Here is a 19688-nt window from a genome sequence, read left to right on the forward strand (position 1 = left end):
GTCCGCCGGAGTCCCGGCAACGCCGGAGCGTCGTCGGCGCGTCGCGTCCCGGCGCCGGGCGGCGGATACTGCGAGTACGCCAGCCGGGCCCGTGAAGGCCTCCGAACGCCCGTGAAGGCCTCCGAACAGTGAGGACGGATGCCATGCCGCAGGAACAGCACGAGGAATACCTGATCGACGAGACCGCCGAGACCGTCGAGCCCGACGAGCCGGCACCCGAGGGCGACACGTACGACGAGGTGGCCGAACGCCGGGCCGTCGGCGCGGACCCGGCGACCAACGTCGCGGACGTCGTGGAACAGACCCAGCCGGTCCGGCACGACGAGGAGGAGTACCGGGAGTAGCGGGGTCCCAGGGAGCGGAGCGGGAGCGGAGGGGCCCCGGAGCGGCTACAGGGCCCGGCGCCGTTGCAGCCAGGCCAGGGCCGCCCAGCCCGGCAGCACCGGCAGGATCAGCGTCAGCAGGCGGAACAGCGCCACCGCGGCCAGCTCGCCGCCCGGCTCCATCGACGTGGTCTGCTGGAGCAGCGTGAGCAGCATCCCGTCCACCGCACCGGCCCCGCCCGGGGTCGGCGCCGCGCTGCCCACCGCGTTGCCCACCAGGAACACCACCGCGACCGCGGCGAAGGACGGCTCCCGGCCGATCGCCCGGACACAGCAGTACAGGCAGGTGATCAGGCAGATCGACACCAGCAGCTGCCCGGTCACCCCCACCGCCAGTTTGGACGGGCTGCGCAGCAGGTCCAGCAGGCGCGGTACCACCTCGGCCGTCAGCGGCCGCAGCCGCGTCGCCAGCCACCGCCGGGCCGCCGGGATCGCCGACACCACCGCGAGCAGCGCCGCCGCCCCCGCCAGCCCGCCGACCACCGCGGGCAGCGCGTCCAGCTCGGAGCTGCCCGGGACGAAGTCCAGGAGGTAGACGAAGGCGCCGAGCTGCAACAGGTGCAGCACCAGCCCGATCAGGTTCCCGACGCCGACGCTGGACAGCGCCTGCGCGGTCGGGATCCCGGCCCGCTGCAACAGGCGGGTGTTCAGCGCGATCCCGCCGACGCCGCCGGGCGACACCAGCTTCACGAACGACCCGGCCACCTGCGCCAGTACCGCGTTGCGGAAGTCCAGCCGCTCCGGGACGAAGCCCACGAAGCCCATCGCCGCCGCGACGTGGCTGGCCGCCGCCGCGGCCAGCGCCAGCAGCAGCCACCAGGGATCGGCGTCCGCCAGCGCGGAGACCGGGTTGTCCTCCGCCGCGAACAGCTGCGGGATCAGCAGCCAGCCGGCCACCACCCCGCCCACGACGACCAGCAGGGTCCGCGGCCGCAGCCGCTCCAGCCGCACCGGTCGGCCCACCACCCGTGGGCGGGTGCGCAGGACCTCGGCGCGGATCTCGTCGAGCAGGCCGCTGGGGGCGGGGGTGTGGTGCTCGGGGGCCGACTCGGTGGTGGTGGCCTCCGGGGGCGCCGGGGAAGCGGTGGTGGCGACGGGCCCGGCGCCGCCGGTGGGGGAGCCGGCCTCGGCCGCGACCGCGTCCCCGCCCCCGGCCGCACCACCGGCAACGTCGGCACCGCCCGCACCGGCCGGACCGCCCGACGGCTCGGCGGCCCGGGCGCCGGTGTGCTTCGCGTGCTGTTTGAGGGCGCGGCGGGTGGTGTGGGTGAGGGCGATGGGCTGGAGCAGGGGGAGCGCGGCGCCGACGGGGTCGGGGCCGAGGACGGCGGTGGCCGTGCGGACGGAGCGGGCGGCGCCGGCGCGCAGGGCGAGGGTGGTGAGGAGCTGGGCGAGGTCGCAGTGGAGGACGAGTTCGGTGGCGGCGATGTCGCCGTCGGCGAAGTCGACCAGGTGGACCGCGCCCGAGTCGTCGATCAGCAGGGAGGAGGGGACGAGGGCGCGGTGGGCGATCTCGCGGCGCTGGAGCAGGGCGAGCTGCCGCCAGGCGTCGGTGAGCAGCTCGTCGGTGATCTCCTCGTCGGGGAGCTCGTCCAGGGTGCGCCCGGCCAGCCGCTCGTACGCGATGAGGGCGGTGTCCTGGCCGATGCCGGCGGTGGCGGCGATGCGGCGGGTGCGGACGCCGGCCGCGAGGGCCGCGTACGCGACCAGGGCCTCGTGCTCCAGCCCGGTGCGGGGGGAGCGCAGGACGCGCGGGTCGGGGGCGGTGCGCAGCCGCAGCCGGCGCCAGGCGCGCTGGACGGCGGCGGCGGTGACGGCCTGCCGGTCGAGGAGCTGGACGTCGAGGTCGGGGCGGTCGTCGGCCTGCCGGACCAGGTAGCGGTCGGGGCCGGCCGGCTGGGCCTCGACCGGGCGCAGGCCGCTGTCGCGCAGGGCGCGCAGGACCTCGCCGGGCCGGGGGCAGGGGTCGGGGGTGCCGACCGCGTACAGGGTGCCGTGGGCGCCGGTCCAGCCGATCAGCAGCCCGAGCAGGAGCGCGGTGGGGGTGGCGTACCCGCCGGTCAGTCCGGCGAGGCCGGAGAGGGCGAGGACGGTCCAGGGCAGGCGGCGTTCCCGGCTGCCGGAGGCGGTCATGAAGGCGAGGACCGGCGCGAGGTAGCCGTAGACGGGCTCGGTGTGCCCGAGTCCGCCGTCGGGCAGCGCGTGGGTGAGCGCGGTGAGCAGCGAGAGCGGGGCGAGGTCGTCGGCCCACAGGTCCAGGCCGAGGGTGGCGCCGTACGCGAGGACGGCGGCGAGCAGTCCGTCGGAGACCTGCTGGACGGCGCGCCGCCGGTCGGGGCCCAGCAGCCGGCGGACGGCGAGGCCCACCGGGAGCAGCAGGACGGCGGCGGTGGTGAGCCCGCCGGCCAGGCTCGCCAGCGGGCGCGGCACCAGCGCGGCCGCCTCGGCGACGTCGGCGGCGATGCCGCCGGTGGTGGCTCGGGCGTAGTCGGCGAGCAGCAGGGTGAGGGCGATGGCGAACAGGCCGCCGATCAGCCGGATCAGGGCGACGGGCTGCCGGACCCGGTCGGTGGCGGGCAGCGGGCGGGCCCGGAACCGGCCGGGTCCGGGGCCGGTCTGCTCGGGTATCCGGGCGGTGGCCGTTCCGGTGCCGCCGTCGGCCGGTACCCCGGTCCGTTCGTCGCCGCCGTCGGCCGGTGCGCCGGTCCGTTCGTCGTCGCGGGCGCTGTCACCGCTGCCGCGTTTCCGCCGCGCGGGCGCACCGCCCGGGTCGCCCCCGCCGGTGTCGCCGTCCGTTCTCCCCGTCACGATCGCCACGGATGGCATGCTCCCATGCCACCCGTGGGCGAGGAGTGGGGATTGCGCAGTGCCGGTACGACGGGGCCTTAGGCCTGGCGGGTCGGCAGGACGACCAGGTGGCGCAGGTTGACGTGCCGGGGGCGGCTGACGGTGTACGCGATGAGGTCGGCGACGTCCTCGGCCGCGAGTGCCGGGATGGCGTCGAACATGCCGCCGAGCTGTTCGCGCAGCACCGGGTTGTCGATGTGCCCGGCGAGTTCGGTGTCGGTCAGTCCGGGCTCGATCGCGCTGACCCGGACGTCGCGCGGGCCGAACTCGCTGCGCAGGGCGGCGGACAGCTGGGTGAGCGCGGCCTTGGTGGCCCCGTACACCGCGTAGTCGGGGAAGACCACGTGCGAGGCGATCGAGGAGACGTTGACCAGGTCGGCGGTGCGGCCCTCGGCGGCGGCCGCGGTGAGGTCGGAGCCGAAGGCGCGGACGATCCGCAGCGCGCCGGTGAGGTTGGTGTCCACCATGCGGGTCCACTCGTCGATCCGGCCGTCGGCGAGCGGGTTGGGCAGCATCACCCCGGCGTTGTTGACGACCAGGTCGACCGGGCCGTAGGCGTCGTGGACGGCCTTCGCGGCGGCGTCCACCGAGGCCTGGTCGGTGACGTCGGCGGTGACGGCGAGGGCCTGCCCGCCCGCGGCGGCGATCTCCTCGGCGAGGGAGTCCAGCCGCTCGGTGCGGCGGGCGAGCAGGGCGACCCGGGCGCCGGAGGCGGCGAGCAGCCGGGCGGTGGCGGCGCCCATGCCGCTGGCGGCTCCGGTGACGACGGCGGTGCGGGCGGCGAGGGACGGGTGGCTCATCGGGGGCTCCAGAGGGTTCGGCCGGGCTGACGCCGACCACTCTGCGCGGGCCGCGACCGGCTACCCAGGGGTGCGTTCCTCCCGGGCACCGCCGTCCTGGGACGGGCCATCCCGGGACCGGGGAGCCTGGGAAAACCGGTGCCACCCTCGGGGCACCCCTCCGGGGCTACCCTGCCCGGCATGGAGAACACCCTGGGGGACTTCCTCCGCTCGCGCCGGGCCCGGATCCTGCCGGAGGAGGTGGGCCTGCCCTCGCACGGCCGCCGCCGGGTGCGGGGCCTGCGCCGGGAGGAGGTGGCACAGCTCGCGGGCGTCAGCGTCGACTACTACGTCCGGCTGGAGCAGGGCCGGGGCGGCAGCGCCTCGGACGCCGTGCTGGACGCGGTGGCCCGGGTGCTGCGGCTGGACGGGGTGGAGGCCGCGCACCTGCGCTCGCTGGTCCGTCCGCCCAAGGCGCCGGCGGCCTCCGCCGCCCGGGTGCGGGGGCGGCAGCGGGTCCGGCCGGGGACGCGGCTGCTGCTGGACCTGATGACCGGGGTGCCGGCCTTCGTGCTGGGCCGCCGGATGGACGTGCTGGCCTGGAACGCGCTGGGCGACGCGGTGAACGGTTTCTCCACGCGTTCCGACGCCGGCCCGGACGGTCTGCCCAACCAGGCCCGGCACGCCTTCCTCGACCCGTCCGCCCGGGAGTACTACGGGCAGTGGGACGCGGTCGCCGCCGAGACCGTCGCCTTCCTGCGCCGGGACGCCGGACTGCACCCGGAGGACCCGGAGCTGGCCGCCCTGGTGGGCGAACTGTCGCTGCGCAGCGCGGAGTTCGTCCGGCTCTGGGCGGACCACCTGGTGCGGGAGAAGACCCACGGGGTCAAGCAGGTGAACCACCCGCTGGTCGGCGGACTCGACTTCGGCTACGAGACCCTGGGCGTCAACGGCTCGCCGGAGCAGCTGCTGGTCGTCTACACCGCCCCGGCGGACTCGCCCACCGCCCAGAAGCTGGCCCTGCTGGCGAGTTGGACGGCTCCGGGAGCGGCGGCCGGGGGCGCGGGAGCGGTGACCGAGGGTGCGGGAACGGACGGGGCGGCCGCCGAGGGGGCGGAAGCGCCCTGAGCGGGCGATCCGCGCCGGGGCGGCATAGCCTTTCAGTCATGAGCGCCTGCGAAGACCTCGCTCTGGCTCCTCAGGACATCGAGCCCCGGCCGCCCGCCGACGGTTGCGCCGACTGCCTGGCGCTGGGCCGGCGGGACTGGGTGCACCTGCGGATCTGCCTGGACTGCGGTCACATCGGCTGCTGCGACTTCTCGCCGCAGCGGCACGCGACCGCGCACTTCCACAACTCCTCCCACCCGGTGATCCGCTCGTACGAGCCGGGGGAGGACTGGCGCTGGTGCTTCGTCCACGAGGTCATGGGCTGAGGCGGCCGGCCCCGTGCGGCGCCTCCACCTGCCCCCGCGCGTACGGCGCCCACCCCCGCCCCCGTAGCGGCAGATCGGCTTCTCCGCAGTGGCACGGGCCCGCAAGCCGGATAAAATCCGGACATAACGCCCGTGCGGCCCCTCCGGCCGGCATCCGTCCGGCCCGGAGGCCGACGAAGGGAGGCCGACGATGACCAAGCGAACGCCCGGCAGCACCGCCAAGCTCCGCCAGGGCACCCAGGACCTGCTGGAGCGCCGGGGCATGGCGAGCCCGCCCACCCGGCTCGCGCCGGAGCCCAGCGCCGGCTCGATGTCCTACGCCGCCGCCGGGTACGGCGTCGGTGAGGCCTTCCGGCACGGCGGCCGGGACGCGGCGGGCGCGACGGCGCACGCGGCCCCGGCGATGCACGCCGAGCTCAAGGGGCACCGGCACCGTGGCGCGGAGAAGCACTCCGCCCACTGAGTCGCGACGCGTGCGGGGGCGGGTGGCCGGATCGCGGCCGCCCGCCCCCGCCGCGTGATTCCCCGACGCCCGACCCCGACGCCCGACCCCGACCCGCGGTCCCTTGATCCCTGACGCGTTGTCAGGGATGCGCTCGGGGAAGGTTCGGGGCCGTTCCCGGATGTCGCGGCCCGAGGCCGTCCCGAAGACTCTCTCCTGTCCGAGTGCCCGAGCCGCCGTCGGCCGGGCGGGCCGCCGACCAGGGCGGTCCGACTCCCGCCGGGCGAGCCGCCGTTGGAGAGACTCCCCATGAACAGCCCTGCCCGTACCGGTCGTTGGTCCGTCCTCGTGGCGACCGGAGCGCTGCTCGCCGCCGCCACCGTCGGCGTCGCCACGATCGGCGCCGCGACCCCGGCCCTGGCCGCGGCCGCCTCCCCGACTACCTCCCCGGCCACCTCTCCGAGTGCCGTCGACACCACCGCCTCCGCCACGGCCCGCCCCGGTCCGCTGGACCGGGAGTCGCTCGCCGAGACCCTCCACTCGCTGCCCGCTGGCGTCACCGGCGCGCTGGTCCGGGTCGGCGGCCAGGACGCCCGGTGGCGCGGCACCTCGGGGGAGGACGTGCCGGCGAACGCCCGGTTCCGGATCGGCAGCGTCACCAAGGTGTTCACCGCGACGGTGCTGCTCCAGCTCGCCGGCGAGGGCAGGGTGGACCTGGACGGCACCGTCCAGCAGTACCTGCCCGGACTGCTGCCGGCCGGCTACCCGCCGGTCGCCGTACGGCAGTTGCTCAACCACACCAGCGGCCTGCCCGGGGGTGGCGGGATGACCTCCGGGGACGGCAGCACGGCGTGGTTCGCCGCGCACAAGGCGGTCTCCTACAGCCCGCAGCAGGTGGTGGCGGACATGCTCACCCAGCCGAGGAGCTTCGAGCCCGGCGCCGCCCAGCAGTACAACGGCAACAACTACTTCGTCGCCGCGCTGGTGATCGAGAAGGTCACCGGAGACGACTACGCCGACCAGGTGCGGCGGCGCATCACCGGCCCGCTCGGCCTGCACGCCACCTACGTCCCGGCCGCCGACGACCTGACCATCCGCGGCCCGCACGCCACCGGCTACGTGGACGTCCGGAACGCCGACGGCAGCACCGCCCGGGTGGACGTCACCGAGCAGAGCCCGTACCCGTGGGCCGAGGGCGGCATGATCTCCTCCGCCGCCGACCTGGAGCGGTTCTTCGAGGCGCTCTACCGCGGCCGGCTGCTGCGGCCCGCCCAGCAGGCCGAGGTGTTCGCCGTCCCGGAGCTGTTGAACGACCACAACAAGAACTGCGAGATCGGCCCGACCGCCGGGCACGCCTGCTACAGCACGGCCGGCCTGCTGCGCACCGTCCTGCCGAACGGCACCGAGGTCTGGGGCAAGAACGGCTCCCGGCCCGGCTACACCACCGGCGTCTTCGCCACCCGCGACTTCTCCCGCAGCGTGGTCATCGGGCTCAATCCGACCGGCATCACCGGCGAGGAGTTCCCCACCCTGTGGAAGCTGGTGACCACCGGTTTCGGCTCCGGCCAGGCGTACGGGCAGCACTGAGCCCCGCCGCTCCCGGGCGGCCGGAGCGGCCGAACCCGGTCGCGAGCGCCGCTGATGCTCCTATTGGCTGTCAAGCGGTGGTGAGCCAGTCGCGGTAGGCGTTGGCGAGGTCGTCGTCTCGGCGGAGGCCGCGTTCGAGGGTGGAGATGGTGGCGGGCCAGACGCCGAAGTGGTTGGCGACGGCGGTGAGGGTGATGTTCTTGGACTGTCGCAGGGGTCGCAGGTCGGCGATGCCGGGGACGGTGACCGTGGTGGTCAGGCAGCGGAACATCTCCCGGGCGACGGCACGTTTCAGGAGCCGGATGATCTCCTTCTTAGTCCCGCCGGCGGCGGTCTGCCGGACCACGTACTCACGGGTGCGGGTATCACCGGACATGCGGACCAGGGCGATGCGGTAGAGGGCCGCGTTGGCGGCGCGGTCACCGCCGCGTGAGAGGCGGTGGCGGTTGGTCCTGCCGCTGGAGGCGGGGACGGGGGCGGCTCCGCACAGGGCGGCGAACGCGGCCTCGGTGCGCAGGCGTTCGGGGTTGCCTCCGGCGGTGACCAGCAGTTGGGCGGCGGTGTCGGGGCCGACGCCGTAGGCGGCGCGCAGGCCGGGGTTGTGGGCGGTGACCTCGGCGTCGAGGGCTTTGGTGAGGGCCTGGTGTTCGGCGGTGAGCTCCTTGACGCGCCGGGCGAGGCTCTTGAGCGCGGTCAGGACCGCGGTGTGGACGGCGTCCCCGGCCGGCCGCTGCCGGGCCAGGGCGTCGGTGCGCTCGGCCGTCTTGAGTCGCCCGTATCGGGTGCGGATCGCCTCGGGTGCGGTGATGAGGAGCTGTCCGATCTGGTTGAGGGCGGCGGTGCGGGCCTTGACGGCGGAGCGGGCGGCGTTGTGCAGGGCGCGTATGCCGGCGACGGTGTCGTCCTTGGGCACGCTGGAGGCGCGGCCGGACAGGGCGGCGCGGGCGGCGGCGTAGGCGTCGATGGGGTCGGACTTGCCGATGCGGCGGCGTTCGGCCCGGTCCGGGCGGTTGACCTCGACGACCCGGTGCCCGCACGCGCGGGCTTCGCGGGTGAAGCCGGCCCCGTAGGAGGACGTGCCTTCGACGCCGATCGCGGTCACGTGGCCGTGGGCGTTCAGGAAGGCCAGGCCCGCGGTGTATCCGGCCGCGGTGGTGGGGAACTCGGCGTCGGCGAGGTGGCCGCCGTTGTCGCTGATGACGGCGATGTGGAGGGTGTCGGTGTGGGAGTCGACCCCGCCGAACACGTCCTGGCCCGCTGTGTGTCCGACGACCGCTGCTGTCATGCTGGTGATGCCTTCCCTTGCCGGAGGTCGGCGCCGGCCGGGTGGAGCAGACAGGACATTGAAGGGGCTTCTGGACCAAGCTCCTATCAGGTCATGTTCCGCCCGGCCGGTGCCGTGAGAACAGGTCCCGGCAGCCGGACAGAACAGCCAGAGGACAGTCCAGCAGGACGTCAGTCAGTGGCCGAGCCACGACCACCGGAATCTGAGTACCAGCATCAATGTCAGTGGGGTGCGCTACGTTCGTCGCGTTCACCAGGGCACACGGCAGGACGACGGGGGCGGGCGCACGATGGCCGACGTGATCACGGAGGAGCCGGTCGAGCTCCAACTGGAGCGGTACCGCACCGAGCTGACCGGCTACTGCTACCGCATGCTCGGCTCGGTCTTCGAGGCCGAGGACGCGGTGCAGGAGACCATGGTCCGCGCCTGGCGCGGGCACCGGGGCTTCGAGGGGCGGGCCGCGCTGCGCTCCTGGCTGTACCGAATAGCCACCAACGTCTGCCTGGACGCGCTGAACGGCCGCAACGGCCGGGCCCGGCCGATGGACCTGGCCGGCCCGGTCACGGTGGCCGCCGCGCACGGCACCCAGCTGCCCGAGGTGACGTGGATCGGTCCGGCGCCGGACGGCCGGGTGCTGCCCGAGACGGGGGATCCGGCCGAGGTGGCCGCCCAGCGGGAGTCGGTGAAGCTGGCCTTCGTCGCCGTGCTCCAGCGGCTCGCGCCCCGGCAGCGGGCGGTGCTGATCCTGCGCGAGGTGCTCGGCTGGAAGGCCGCCGAGGTGGCCGAACTGCTCGGCGTCACGGTGGCCTCGGTCAACAGCGCGCTCCAGCGCGCCCGGGCGGTGCTCGCCACCGACGCCCCGGCGGTCCGGCCGGCCCCCGCGCTGGACGAGGACCACCGCGCGCTGCTGGACCGCTACGTCCGCGCCTTCGAGGCGTACGACATGGACGGCCTCGCCGCGCTGCTGCACGAGGACGTCACGCTCAACATGCCGCCGTTCTCGATGTGGCTGCGCGGGCAGGAGGAGATCCGCGACTGGATGCTGGGCCCCGGGCACGGCTGCCGCGGTTCCCGGCTGCTCCCGGTGACGGCCAACGGCGCCCGGGCCTTCGGCCAGTACCGGCCGAGCCCGGCGGGCGGGTACGAACCGTGGTCGCTGATCACGCTGGAGGTGTCAGGGGGCCGGATCACCGGGGTCACCAACTTCCTGGACACCGAGGCGCTCTTCCCGCTCTTCGGCCTCCCGCCCCGGCTGGCGGCCGAGTAGCTCCGCCAGGGCCGCGTCGTCCAGCGGGTCGTCGCCCAGCGGGTCGTCGGCCAGCGGGTCGTCGTCCAGCGGGTCGTCGTCCAGCGGGGTGCCGTTCAGCGGGGTGCCGTTCAGCGGGTCGGCGGCCAGTGGACCGTCCGGCCCCGGGAACAGTGCCGCGAGCCCGCTGAACACGAGCAGCTCCCGCAGCGGGCCGCTCGCGTTCAGCAGCACCACGCCCACCCGGTGCCGGGCGGCGGCCAGCCGGAGCCGGGCGAGGGCGTCGACGAGGGCGAGGTCAGGGGCGGTCAGCGCGCCCAGGTCACAGGTCAGTACGGCGTCGTACGGTGTGGTCCTCATGCGGGTTGGACCGTCGCGGCGCCGCCGACTCATCGGTCCGGGGGCGAATCCGCCGCTCGGGTCCGGCGTCCGGTGGCAGAGTGGGACGACCGAACCGCCCTGCCCCAGGAGAAGCACCGTGACGGCTGAGCCCTTGAAGTCCCGTGAGGAATGGCTGGCGTCCCTGCCCCGGATCTACGCGGCGGCGGGCTGCCTGCTGCGGGACGAGTCCGGCCGGATCCTGATCGTGAAGGCCGGGTACCGCGAGCACTGGCAGTTCCCGGGCGGCACGATCGACCTCGGCGAGGGCCCGGTCGAGTGCGCCGTGCGGGAGCTGGAGGAGGAGACCGGGATCGTCCAGGCGGCGGGCGACCTGCTGGCCATCTCCTGGACCCACGCCTCGGCCGAACTCGACCACCCCGCCCAGCACTTCATGTTCGACTTCGGCACCGTCCCGGACGGCACCCCCGTGACCGTCCCGGCCGGTGAGCTGGACGACTACCGCTGGGCCGCCGTCGAGGAGGCGCTGGACCTGCTCGGCCCGGCCCGTTCGGCCCGGCTGCGGGCGGCGCTGGAGGCGGCGGCGGACGGTCGGGTCCGTATCGTCACCACCCACGTCTCCGGCTTCTGATCCGACTGCCGACCCGGGTTCCGCGCCGGGTTCTGCGCCGGGGTCCGAGCCGGGTTCTGGGCGGAAGTGCCCTGCGTCGGGCGGGAGTTCCGTCCGGCGCAGGGCTCCGGCGGTTCACTGCTGAGGATCGGACTCCGTGTTCCGGGCGGCGATGACGGCGGCGATCGCCTCCGCGACGAAGGTCTCCGCCTCCGACTTGTCGACCTTCAGCCCGGCCAGCACGCCCTGGCCGTTCTCCTGCTCCAGCAGCGCGAGCAGGATGTGCTCGGTGCCGACGTAGTTGTGCCCGAGCTTGAGCGCCTCGCGGAAGGTCAGTTCCAGCGCCTTCTTGCTCTCGGCGTCGAACGGGATCAGTGCGGGCAGTTCGGCGGCGGCGGCCGGCAGGGCGGCGCCGGCCACCGCCCGCAGGGCCTCCGGGGTGACGCCCTGGGCGGCGAGCGCCTTCGCGCCGATGCCCTCGGGCTCGGTGATCAGGCCGAGCAGCAGGTGCTCCGTGGTGATCTCGGGGTTGCCCGCCTTGCGGGCCTCCTCCTGTGAGGCCACCACGACCTTGCGGGCCCGGGGGGTGAACCGGCTGAAGCCCTGGCTGGGGTCGAGGTCGTTGGGGGTGCCCGGGTCCTTGGGGACGAAGCGCTTCTGGGCGGCCTGCTTGCTGACGCCCATGCTGCGGCCGATGTCGGTCCAGGACGCGCCGGAGCGGCGGGCCTGGTCGACGAAGTGGCCGATGAGGTGGTCGGCGAGGTCGCCAAGGTGGTCGGCGGCGATGACCGCGTCGGAGAGCTGGTCGAGCGCGTCGGGGTGGACCTTCTTGATCGCGGCGATCAGGTCGTCGAGGCGCAGCGGAGTGCTGTTGGGAACAACGGGATTCTCCATGCGTCAACCGTAGGTTGTCGATCCGGGGATCGTCAACCATCGGTTGACGCTATTCGCGGGCGGTGTTCCGGCGTCCTCAGGCGTCCGGCAGCAGTCGTTCCCGGACGGCGGCGATCCGCTCGGGCGCGACACCCGCCGCGAGCAGGTAGCCGTCCGGGTCGAACCCGTCGAGCGCCGCCGCCAGCGCGGCCTCGGCGGTGGTCCCGGCCTCGGCGAGCGCCGCGTCGATCCGGCGGAACGGGTCCGGCAGGCCCAGCATCCCGTACAGCGGGCGGATGTTGGGGCCGCTCAGCAGGTAGTCCCCGGCGATCGCGTCCCGGTCGACCCCAGCCAGGGCGAGCAGCAGCAGGGCGGCCAGGCCGGTGCGGTCACGGCCGGCGCCGCAGTGCACGACCACGCCGCCGGGGCGGGCGCCGGCGATCGCGGAGACCAGCGCGGCGGCGGCGTGCGGGCAGTGGTCCAGGTACGGGCGGAGCGCGAGCGGGGTGCCGTCCAGCTGTCCGTGGGCCTCCCACCAGGCGGGGCCGGCCAGCTCGTCCAGCGGGACGCGGATCAGCTCGACGTCGTCGGGGAGCGGGAGGAGCGGCTTGTACTCCTCGGCGTTGCGCAGGTCGACCACGGTACGGACACCGTGGTCGAGGAGGGCGTCCCAGCCCTCGGCGGTGAGGCGGTCCAGGTTGTCCGCCCGGACTATCGCGCCCCGGGCGGTGGGCCGGCCGGAGGCGGTGGGCAGTCCGCCCAGGTCGCGGACGTTCAGGCAGCCGTCCCAGACGAGCGTGCGGTCCTCGGTACTGCTCGGCGCGTGCGTCGTCCGGTTCATGGGGCTCCCCGTTTCCTCGTCGGGGGTCCCGTTACCCCCTCGTTATGAACGACTCCCGGGAGATCCGGATGGTTCCTCGCTGTTCGAGTCCTCGGAACCGGCTGTTCAGAGAAGGAGGCGGGAGGAGCGGCCGCCCGCTCAGGCGGCGGTCGGGGCCTCGGCCTCGGTGCCGACCAGCCGCTCCATCGGCTCGACCGCGATCTGACCGAGCATCGAACCGCCCACGATCGCGCCGATCAGGAAGACGGTGGACAGCCAGGCCATGGTCGACACCGGCAGGGTGAAGGCGCCGACCACCCGGGCCGCGCACTCGGCCAGCAGCGCGGTGCCCCAGATGGCCGAGAACAGGCGCTCGTGGCGGTGGAAGGCCCGCGACCCGGCCGCCCGGCCCTCGACCAGGCGCTGCCAGGCGGCGGCGCGCTCCTGCCGGCCCTTGGTGACGAAGGGCATCAGCATCGGGGTCATCACCGGCCGGCCGATCAGCGCGGAGACCAGGATCGCCACCGCCACGGTGCCGCTCAGCCCGCCGTCCTTGGCGATCATCATCCGGGCGTCGCCGGTGACGAAGGTCAGCGCCAGGCCCGCCAGGTTGACGGCCAGCATCAGGGAGGCCCACAGGTTGAGCCTGCGCTCGGACAGCAGGCCGAGGACGGTCCGGGCGGCCGGGAAGGCGGTGCTCCAGGCCAGCGCGGCGAACTCGCTCAGGCCGAGGGCCGAGTGCAGCAGGTAGTAGCCGGCCAGCGGGGCGACCACGTCGAGGGCGAGCGGGCGGAGCCCGGAGACCAGCGGGTTGGGGGCCTTGGCGTGGGCGGCGCCGGTGGCGGCGGTTCCGGTGACGGCGGCGATCGGGGCGGCGACCGGGGAGGCGACGGTGCTGGTGACGGCGGCGGCACTGACGGTCTGGCTCACGGTGGGTTCCTCCCCGGCTGGTGGCCGCGGGCCACTGCCCGCGTCGTGCCTCCAGTCTTTCCGTCCGACCCTCCGTCAGAGCAGTGCCGTCCGTTGCGTCATCCGCGTGACAGTTGTCATGGTGAGCGCCGTGACACCGCCTCCGACCTGCGGCTTTCCGCTCCCGGGCGGCCCTAGTCCTCGGCGGGGAAGGTCCACAGCTCGCGGCCCAGGGTGTCCAGGCAGCGGACGGTACGGAAGCGCTCGTCCCCGGCGGACAGGAAGCCCCGCGCGACACCCGCCAGGACGGTCCGGGCGACGCCGTCGCCCCGGGTCCAGGCGCCGGTCAGCAGCAGGGCCTTGTCGGCCAGCTCGGCGCGCCGCACCCGGGCCACCGAGGCGGCCTCCAGCGCGGCGTTGACCGTCTCCAGCTCGGTGGGGAGGAGGTACGTCTCGCCGGTGGGAGCGCGGTCCGCCTCGGCCCGGCGCCGCAGTTCGGGCAGGCCGTAGTGGCGGACGGCGGCGACGGCGTCGTCCAGCGGGAGCTGCCAGCGCGGCCCGGGCAGCACCTCCCACCAGACGTCCTCGCCGACCGGCAGCACCTCGCCGATCCTGGCCCGCCAGGTCTCGAAGCCGTACCGGGTGCGCGGGTCGGGCCGGTGGCCGGGGAGGTCCGCGACGGTCCAGTCGGTGCGGCGGACCACGCTGAGGTCGAAGGTGAAGGGCATCCGGTCGGCGGTGGGGCGCTCGACCAGGCCGAGCAGCAGCCAGTGGGTCTCGTCCGGCAGGCTGAAGGTCCGGCGCCACCCGGTGAGGCCCAGGGCGCGCAGGGCGGGGGCGAGGTGCTCGCGCAGGCCCTTCGCGTGGAGCTCGCGGAGCTCGTGGGCGGTCGTCATCGCGGTCTTTCCCTGCTGGTCGGGCTGCCGGTGGAGGGCGTCGGCGGTGCCGGCTCCCCGCCCCTGCCGGGCCGGCCGGTGGCGGTCCCCGGCGCGACGGCTCGTACCGCCGGGGAGGGGCGCGCGACCGGGGCCCGCACGGGTCGTGCGTGCGCCCTCGGGCACGGCGGGGCCGGGTGGCGGGCCGGGTGCGTCGGCGGACCCGGCGTCCGGGGCGTCGGCGGCCCGGACTGCTTCGCCTACCGACAACGTAGGCCGGGCGGGCCCGTTCGGGCCGTGGGCGAACGGCAGCAGTCCTCGGGACCTTGGCCCCGGCCGGACCGGTCCTTCGGCCGGAGCCGAAGTGTTCGCCCGAATGGCGCATCATGTGGCGGGTGCAGAGTGCAGAGCGCCCCGGAGCGGGCACCGACGGCCCCGTCGGCCGGTCCGGACCAGTACCACCCGCCGGCCTGCCACCGGGCCCGGCGGCCGCCGCTCCCCCCGATCTGACGGAGGCGGTGCGGGCCGCGCAGGGAGGGGACGAGGAGGCGTTCCGGCTGCTGTTCCGGACCGTCCAGCCGGGCCTGCTGCGCTACCTGCGGGTGCTGGTCGGCGGTCGGCCGGAGGGTGCCCAGGACGCCGAGGACATCGCCTCCGAGGCCTGGCTGCAGATCGCCCGCGACCTGCGCGGCTTCTCCGGCGACGGGGACGGCTTCCGCGGCTGGGCCGCCACCATCGCCCGCCACCGCGCCCTCGACCACCTGCGCGCCCGGCGCCGCCGTCCGGTCGCCGACCTGCCCTTCGAGCAGCTGGTCGAGCTGGCGGCGGGGGACGACACGGCGCGGGCGGCGCTGGCCACGGTCGGCACCGCCGACGCGCTGGCCCTGATCTCCCGGCTGCCGCGCGACCAGGCCGAGGCCGTGCTGCTGCGGGTGGTCATGGAGCTGGACGCGGAGAGCGCCGCCCGGGTGCTCGGCAAGCGGGCCGGCAGCGTCCGGATGGCCGCCCACCGGGGGCTGCGGCGGCTGGCCAAGCTGGTCGAGCCGCTCGCGTCCGGGGGCGGCATCCCGGCGGCCCGGAGCGGCGAGGTGGCGGCCCGGGGCAGCGGGGTAACGGGCGGCGCCGGAGCCGGAACGGCCGAGGGAACGGTGGACGGAACGGCGGACACGGCGGCGGCCGGAGTGGGCGCGGGCGAGGCCGCCGGGCGACCCGCGGGGAAACCCGCGAAAAAAAGTTCTCCGCAGGGTGTGACAGAACGCCGGGCCGCGACGCTGAAGGACATGAGATGAGCACCAACCGATCCCGTCGGATCGACCGTGATGCCGCCGAGCAGCTGCTCGGTGGTGCCGTGGGCGGCCCGTCGGCCGGGCAGGACGCCTCGCTCACCGGACCGGACGGCGGTCCCGGGCAGCTCGCCCGGGTGCTCGCCGCGGCCGCCGCCCCCGCGACGGCCGGCGAACTGGCCGGGGAGGAGGCCGCCCTGGCCGCGTTCCGGGAGGCGAGTCTCACGCCCGACCCGACAGTGACCCCCGTCCGGAGACGATCGATGGCAACCGCCGCGCTGGCCAGGGCCTTCAGCACGAAGGCCACCGCCGTCGTGCTCGGCGCCACCGCGCTGTGCGGTGTCGCCGTCGCCGCCGGCACCGGCAACCTGCCGTCCGCCCTGGGCGGTGGCCCGTCCGCGCCGGAGCACACGCTCGCCGGCCAGGACGCGGCCACCGGTCCCGCGGCGGGCTCGCCCGCTGCCGGACCGTCCGCGGGTGCGGCCCCGTACGGTGCCGTGGCGTCCGGCTCCGCCCGTCCGTCCGGCAGTGCCTCCGCCGGACCGCAGGCGGTCGTCCCGTCCGACCCCGCGACGCCCGGCACCCCCTCCGCCGAGAGGCGCGGCGGCCGTTCGGCCGTCCCGCCCGCACTGCTCGGCCTCTGCACCGGCTTCACCGACCGTACGGCCAAGGGCGACCGCCCGGCCCGGCTGGTCGGCGATCCGCTGTACGGCCCGCTGGTCACGGCGGCCGGCGGCGCGGACCGGGTGGCGGACTACTGCGAGGCCGCGCTCGACGACGAGGACGGCGACCACCAGGGCGCCGGCACCCCGACGGGCGACCCCGGCCGCGGCGGCACCGGCAAGGGGAACGGCAGCGCCAACAGCGGCGGCAACGGCAACGCCAACAGCGGTGGCAACGGAGGCAATGCCGACGGCAACGCCAACGGCAACGCCAACGGAGGCCGTGGCAACGCCACCAGCGGCGGCAACGGCGAGGACGGCGGCGGCAACGGGACCAGACCGGGCAAGCCCGGCGTGACCGTGCCCCCGCCACCGGGCGCCGTCCCCCCGTCGGACGTCCGCCCGAGCAGGTCCGCCCGGCCCGGGAACGAGCAGTAGGCCGGGAGGCACCCCCCCAGGACTCCGGGTGGGCGGCGAGCGACTCCCCCCGGGCTCGCCGCCCACCCGGAACAGCACCACCCGAAGTACCGCACCACCCGCAGGAAGCAGTACCACCCGAAGACCCCCGGGTGGCCGGTCGGCTCCCCCGTGCCAACCGGCCACCCGGCCGGCTCCGGCCGGACCGGTAGGCGCACCCCGGACGCGCCTCCGGCCCGGCCGGCCCGGAAACGTGCGGCCCGCCCTCCCGCAGTCAGGGCGGGCCGCACCCCCGTGCCGGCGGCCGGGGGACCGCTGCCCGGTCCCCCGACCGCCACCCTCCGCCCCCGGCGGACCCGCTCGGCGGTGCGGCTATCGTGCACGGGTGCACGAGGCGGCCCGGGACCCCGGGGCCAGGGCACGTGAGGGGAGCTCCAGGTGATCGGACGGGCGCTGAACGGGCGTTACGAACTCGTCGGGATACTCGGCGTCGGCGGCATGGCGACCGTCTGGCGCGGGGTGGACCGGGTGCTGGGCCGTCAGGTGGCCGTCAAGGTCCTCAACGGCGGCCTCGCCGACGACCCCCGCTTCGCCGAGCGCTTCAGCCGCGAGGCCCAGCACGCGGCCATGCTGGTGCACCCGAGGATCGTCATGGTCTTCGACTCGGGCGTGGACCAGGGCACCCCGTTCATCGTCATGGAGCTGGTCACCGGCCGTTCGCTGGCCGCCCTGCTGGCGGAGCAGCAGGTCCTGCCGGTGGAGCGCGCGGTCGGCATCGCGGCGGCGGTCTGCGAGGCGCTGTCGGTCGCGCACGCGGCCGGGCTGGTGCACCGGGACATCAAGCCCGGAAACATCATGATCACCGACGACGGCGGGGTGAAGGTCGTCGACTTCGGCATCGCCCGGGCCGGCTCCTCCAGCAACCTGACCCAGACCGCGAGCGTGCTCGGCACGGCCGCCTACCTCTCGCCCGAGCAGGCCACCGCCTCGGCGCTGGACGGCCGGACCGACCTGTACGCGGTCGGCTGCGTGCTCACCGAGATGCTCACCGGCGCGACCCCGTTCACCGCCGAGACCCCGGTGGCGATCGCCTTCAAGCACGTCAGCGAGCAGCCGCTGCCGCCCTCCGTCCGGCGCCCCGGCCTGCCGCCCGCGCTGGACGCGGCGGTGCTGCGGCTGCTGGCCAAGAACCCGGCGGACCGCCCGGCCGACGCGGCCGCCGCCCGGGCCGAACTCCTTGGCACGGTACCGGGACTGATGGTCGGGGACCCGACGGCGGAACTGCTCGCGAACACCGCCGGCGCCGCCACCCAGCTGCTGCCGCCCGTGCCCTTCTCCCCGCCGTCGAACCAGCCGAACCAGCTGAGCCAGCCGAACCAGCTGAGCCAGCCGAACCAGCTGGGCCAGCCGGACCAGCAGCACACCACCCTGCTGCCGCCCCAACCCCCGGCCGCCACCTCGGTGATGGCGCCCATTCCCGGCCCGGTCCCCGCCCCGATGCGCGCCCCGGCGCCCGCCCCCGCCGCCAGGCCCGCGCCCGCCCGAGGCCGCCGAAAGCCGCTGGTGCTCGGGGCGTTGGGCGTGGCGGGCCTGGCCGGCGTCACGGCGCTGGCCCTGACCGCCTTCGACGAGCCGGCCGGCAACGCGGCCGCCGCCAAACCGGCCGCGGCCACCGCCCCCACCACCCCCGCCGGTTCGGCCGCGACGCCCACCCAGAAGGCCTCCCCGACCGCGACCTCGGCGGCCCCCACCACCCCCTCGGCGCCCCCGTCCGCACCCCCGGCCCCCACCCAGGCCGTCCCGCGCAACCAGCCCGCCGCGCTGCAGATCCAGGCCTTCCGCCAGGCCGTCGCCCAGGCCCAGGTCGGCAAGGAGCGGGACAAGCAGGCGGAGCTGCTCAGGATCCTCGACACCACCGCCGCCCGCCTCAACGAGGGCAACCCGGACGACGCCGCGCAGGAGCTCAAGGACGCCCAGAAGGTGATCCGGGACATGGGCAAGAAGCACGCCGTCGACGTCCCCACCTACGCCAACTGGAACGCCCGCCTCTCCGCCCTGTACGCCACCCTCCACACCACCGCCGACTTCCAGGACGACTGACGGGCCGCCACGATGGCGGTGTGCCGACGCTCGGTACCGCCGCCCTCGGCGCCGAGCGCGTCGACTGGAAGCGCTACCCCGAGGACCCGGACTTCGTGGTCCCGGCCGACACCGAGGGCAATCGCTTCCGCGTGATCGACACCGGCCGCTGCTGAGCCCACAGTGTTGTCCACAGCCTGTGGACAACACTGTGCGGTGACCGGGCCGTACGTCGGGCCGGTTCAGCCCCGCTCGCGGATCCTGCGTTCGACGTTGCCGCGGATCGCCCGGGAGGCCGTTCCGGCGGCCGCCGCGAGGAAGACGAAGTTGTACCCGATCTGGAGCACCACCACGAGCCGTGCGGTCTGCCCGGCCGGGGTGATGTCGCCGTAGCCCACCGTCGCCATCGTCACGACGGTGAAGTAGAGGGCGTCCAGCCGGGTCTCCAGTCCGGCGAACTCCGCCTTGTGGGCGCCCAGGACGTAGTACGTGGCGGCGAAGATGGTCAGCGCCAGGAAGATCAGGAAGGCCAGCCAGAGCACCGGCTGCCTGGCCGTCCCCCGCATCACCCCGACGATCTTGGCGAGCATCAGCCAGGTCAGCCCGACCAGCGCCCCCGCGAACACCAGCCAGCTCAGCAGCGGCCGGCGCTCGCCCAGCAACTGCAGCGGCAGCAGGAAGTACCCGAGCATCAGCAGCGTGGACGCGCCGAGCAGCCAGGACCAGGCCCGCAGGTCGGCGGGCGGCGGCAGCGGGTTCTCGGACATCCCGCTCAGCCTCGGCCACCGCACCCTCCGGCGCCCGTCGGACTGCTCCGCT

At 75.3% G+C, this 19688-nt stretch carries 20 protein-coding genes; 11 read left to right on the forward strand and 9 right to left on the reverse strand.

The features are described 5' to 3' along the window. Positions 1-143: 143 nt before the first annotated feature. Positions 144-344 carry a hypothetical protein gene (locus ACFVXH_RS11810; protein ID WP_380775683.1) on the forward strand — a complete coding sequence of 67 codons (201 nt, stop codon included), beginning with the start codon at positions 144-146 and terminating at the stop codon, positions 342-344. Positions 345-389: 45 nt separating this feature from the next. On the opposite strand, the gene ACFVXH_RS11815 is transcribed toward ACFVXH_RS11810, so the two are convergent. Continuing rightward, a complete protein-coding gene (locus tag ACFVXH_RS11815) occupies positions 390-3200 on the reverse strand; it encodes a lysylphosphatidylglycerol synthase domain-containing protein (RefSeq protein WP_387822538.1) in 2811 nt (936 codons plus the stop codon). Between the two features lie 68 nt (positions 3201-3268). Beyond that, positions 3269-4030 (reverse strand): SDR family oxidoreductase, encoded by a 762-nt coding sequence (locus tag ACFVXH_RS11820; protein ID WP_049660175.1) that lies wholly within the window; start codon positions 4028-4030, stop codon positions 3269-3271. Positions 4031-4210: 180 nt separating this feature from the next. Between ACFVXH_RS11820 and ACFVXH_RS11825 the strand changes: the two genes are divergently transcribed. From ACFVXH_RS11825 to ACFVXH_RS11840, 4 genes are all read left to right on the forward strand, one after another. Then, a complete protein-coding gene (locus tag ACFVXH_RS11825; protein WP_380775679.1) occupies positions 4211-5137 on the forward strand; it encodes a helix-turn-helix transcriptional regulator in 927 nt (308 codons plus the stop codon). A 38-nt stretch (positions 5138-5175) separates the two neighbouring features. Beyond that, entirely contained in the window at positions 5176-5442 is a 267-nt protein-coding gene (locus ACFVXH_RS11830; RefSeq protein WP_387822542.1) for a UBP-type zinc finger domain-containing protein, read from the forward strand. A gap of 190 nt (positions 5443-5632) precedes the next feature. Continuing rightward, complete coding sequence (locus tag ACFVXH_RS11835) at positions 5633-5905, forward strand: hypothetical protein (RefSeq protein ID WP_049660170.1); 273 nt, start codon at positions 5633-5635, stop codon at positions 5903-5905. 288 nt (positions 5906-6193) lie between these two features. Further along, positions 6194-7471, forward strand: a complete 1278-nt coding sequence (locus ACFVXH_RS11840) for a serine hydrolase domain-containing protein (RefSeq protein ID WP_380780587.1) — start codon at positions 6194-6196, stop codon at positions 7469-7471. A 70-nt stretch (positions 7472-7541) separates the two neighbouring features. Here the strand turns inward: ACFVXH_RS11840 and ACFVXH_RS11845 are convergent, their stop codons facing one another. Then, complete coding sequence (locus tag ACFVXH_RS11845) at positions 7542-8756, reverse strand: IS110 family transposase (RefSeq protein ID WP_387822546.1); 1215 nt, start codon at positions 8754-8756, stop codon at positions 7542-7544. Positions 8757-9045: 289 nt separating this feature from the next. Between ACFVXH_RS11845 and ACFVXH_RS11850 the strand changes: the two genes are divergently transcribed. Then, a complete protein-coding gene (locus tag ACFVXH_RS11850) occupies positions 9046-10023 on the forward strand; it encodes a sigma-70 family RNA polymerase sigma factor (RefSeq protein ID WP_117488480.1) in 978 nt (325 codons plus the stop codon). Here ACFVXH_RS11850 and ACFVXH_RS11855 read toward each other — a convergent pair. Beyond that, positions 9931-10362, reverse strand: a complete 432-nt coding sequence (locus tag ACFVXH_RS11855) for a hypothetical protein (protein ID WP_387822549.1) — start codon at positions 10360-10362, stop codon at positions 9931-9933. The two genes, ACFVXH_RS11850 and ACFVXH_RS11855, sit on opposite strands and share 93 nt — an antisense overlap. Positions 10363-10480: 118 nt before the next feature. Between ACFVXH_RS11855 and ACFVXH_RS11860 the strand changes: the two genes are divergently transcribed. Further along, complete coding sequence (locus ACFVXH_RS11860) at positions 10481-10972, forward strand: NUDIX hydrolase (protein ID WP_063780323.1); 492 nt, start codon at positions 10481-10483, stop codon at positions 10970-10972. 114 nt (positions 10973-11086) lie between these two features. On the opposite strand, the gene ACFVXH_RS11865 is transcribed toward ACFVXH_RS11860, so the two are convergent. From ACFVXH_RS11865 to ACFVXH_RS11880, 4 genes are all read right to left on the reverse strand, one after another. After that, positions 11087-11845, reverse strand: a complete 759-nt coding sequence (locus tag ACFVXH_RS11865; RefSeq protein ID WP_049657457.1) for a Clp protease N-terminal domain-containing protein — start codon at positions 11843-11845, stop codon at positions 11087-11089. Between the two features lie 76 nt (positions 11846-11921). Continuing rightward, complete coding sequence (locus ACFVXH_RS11870) at positions 11922-12665, reverse strand: tyrosine-protein phosphatase (protein WP_387822553.1); 744 nt, start codon at positions 12663-12665, stop codon at positions 11922-11924. Between the two features lie 138 nt (positions 12666-12803). Next, positions 12804-13574, reverse strand: coding sequence for a VC0807 family protein (locus ACFVXH_RS11875; RefSeq protein ID WP_387822556.1), 771 nt, complete (start codon positions 13572-13574; stop codon positions 12804-12806). A gap of 173 nt (positions 13575-13747) precedes the next feature. Further along, positions 13748-14449 carry a hypothetical protein gene (locus ACFVXH_RS11880; protein WP_387822559.1) on the reverse strand — a complete coding sequence of 234 codons (702 nt, stop codon included), beginning with the start codon at positions 14447-14449 and terminating at the stop codon, positions 13748-13750. A gap of 365 nt (positions 14450-14814) precedes the next feature. Here ACFVXH_RS11880 and ACFVXH_RS11885 point away from each other — a divergent pair, with 365 nt between their 5' ends. From ACFVXH_RS11885 to ACFVXH_RS11900, 4 genes are all read left to right on the forward strand, one after another. Next, on the forward strand, positions 14815-15717 hold the full coding sequence (locus ACFVXH_RS11885; protein ID WP_380738403.1) for an RNA polymerase sigma factor: 903 nt from the start codon (positions 14815-14817) through the stop codon (positions 15715-15717). After that, entirely contained in the window at positions 15714-16811 is a 1098-nt protein-coding gene (locus ACFVXH_RS11890; protein ID WP_380738405.1) for a hypothetical protein, read from the forward strand. The genes ACFVXH_RS11885 and ACFVXH_RS11890 overlap by 4 nt, the downstream gene beginning before the upstream one ends. Positions 16812-17228: 417 nt before the next feature. Next, complete coding sequence (locus ACFVXH_RS11895; RefSeq protein ID WP_387822563.1) at positions 17229-18890, forward strand: protein kinase; 1662 nt, start codon at positions 17229-17231, stop codon at positions 18888-18890. A gap of 20 nt (positions 18891-18910) precedes the next feature. Beyond that, entirely contained in the window at positions 18911-19045 is a 135-nt protein-coding gene (locus tag ACFVXH_RS11900; protein WP_387822566.1) for a hypothetical protein, read from the forward strand. A 66-nt stretch (positions 19046-19111) separates the two neighbouring features. On the opposite strand, the gene ACFVXH_RS11905 is transcribed toward ACFVXH_RS11900, so the two are convergent. Continuing rightward, positions 19112-19636: an ion channel gene (locus ACFVXH_RS11905; protein ID WP_053112473.1), complete on the reverse strand. Its 525-nt coding sequence runs from the start codon at positions 19634-19636 to the stop codon at positions 19112-19114. Between the last annotated feature and the right edge of the window lie 52 nt (positions 19637-19688).

The organism is Kitasatospora sp. NPDC058184 (assembly GCF_042883725.1).
Lineage (GTDB): Bacteria > Actinomycetota > Actinomycetes > Streptomycetales > Streptomycetaceae > Kitasatospora.

What these genes read in the sequence shown, in the direction of transcription:
- ACFVXH_RS11840 (WP_380780587.1), top strand. Translation starts at nt 6,194, where the DNA reads ATGAACAGCCCTGCCCGTACCGGTCGTTGGTCCGTCCTCGTGGCGACC.
- ACFVXH_RS11835 (WP_049660170.1), top strand. Translation starts at nt 5,633, where the DNA reads ATGACCAAGCGAACGCCCGGCAGCACCGCCAAGCTCCGCCAGGGCACC.
- ACFVXH_RS11820 (WP_049660175.1), bottom strand. Translation starts at nt 4,030, where the DNA reads ATGAGCCACCCGTCCCTCGCCGCCCGCACCGCCGTCGTCACCGGAGCC.
- ACFVXH_RS11830 (WP_387822542.1), top strand. Translation starts at nt 5,176, where the DNA reads ATGAGCGCCTGCGAAGACCTCGCTCTGGCTCCTCAGGACATCGAGCCC.
- ACFVXH_RS11870 (WP_387822553.1), bottom strand. Translation starts at nt 12,665, where the DNA reads ATGAACCGGACGACGCACGCGCCGAGCAGTACCGAGGACCGCACGCTC.
- ACFVXH_RS11850 (WP_117488480.1), top strand. Translation starts at nt 9,046, where the DNA reads ATGGCCGACGTGATCACGGAGGAGCCGGTCGAGCTCCAACTGGAGCGG.
- ACFVXH_RS11890 (WP_380738405.1), top strand. Translation starts at nt 15,714, where the DNA reads ATGAGCACCAACCGATCCCGTCGGATCGACCGTGATGCCGCCGAGCAG.
- ACFVXH_RS11810 (WP_380775683.1), top strand. Translation starts at nt 144, where the DNA reads ATGCCGCAGGAACAGCACGAGGAATACCTGATCGACGAGACCGCCGAG.
- ACFVXH_RS11865 (WP_049657457.1), bottom strand. Translation starts at nt 11,845, where the DNA reads ATGGAGAATCCCGTTGTTCCCAACAGCACTCCGCTGCGCCTCGACGAC.
- ACFVXH_RS11880 (WP_387822559.1), bottom strand. Translation starts at nt 14,449, where the DNA reads ATGACGACCGCCCACGAGCTCCGCGAGCTCCACGCGAAGGGCCTGCGC.
- ACFVXH_RS11825 (WP_380775679.1), top strand. Translation starts at nt 4,211, where the DNA reads ATGGAGAACACCCTGGGGGACTTCCTCCGCTCGCGCCGGGCCCGGATC.
- ACFVXH_RS11905 (WP_053112473.1), bottom strand. Translation starts at nt 19,636, where the DNA reads ATGTCCGAGAACCCGCTGCCGCCGCCCGCCGACCTGCGGGCCTGGTCC.
- ACFVXH_RS11845 (WP_387822546.1), bottom strand. Translation starts at nt 8,756, where the DNA reads ATGACAGCAGCGGTCGTCGGACACACAGCGGGCCAGGACGTGTTCGGC.
- ACFVXH_RS11885 (WP_380738403.1), top strand. Translation starts at nt 14,815, where the DNA reads ATGTGGCGGGTGCAGAGTGCAGAGCGCCCCGGAGCGGGCACCGACGGC.
- ACFVXH_RS11855 (WP_387822549.1), bottom strand. Translation starts at nt 10,362, where the DNA reads ATGAGGACCACACCGTACGACGCCGTACTGACCTGTGACCTGGGCGCG.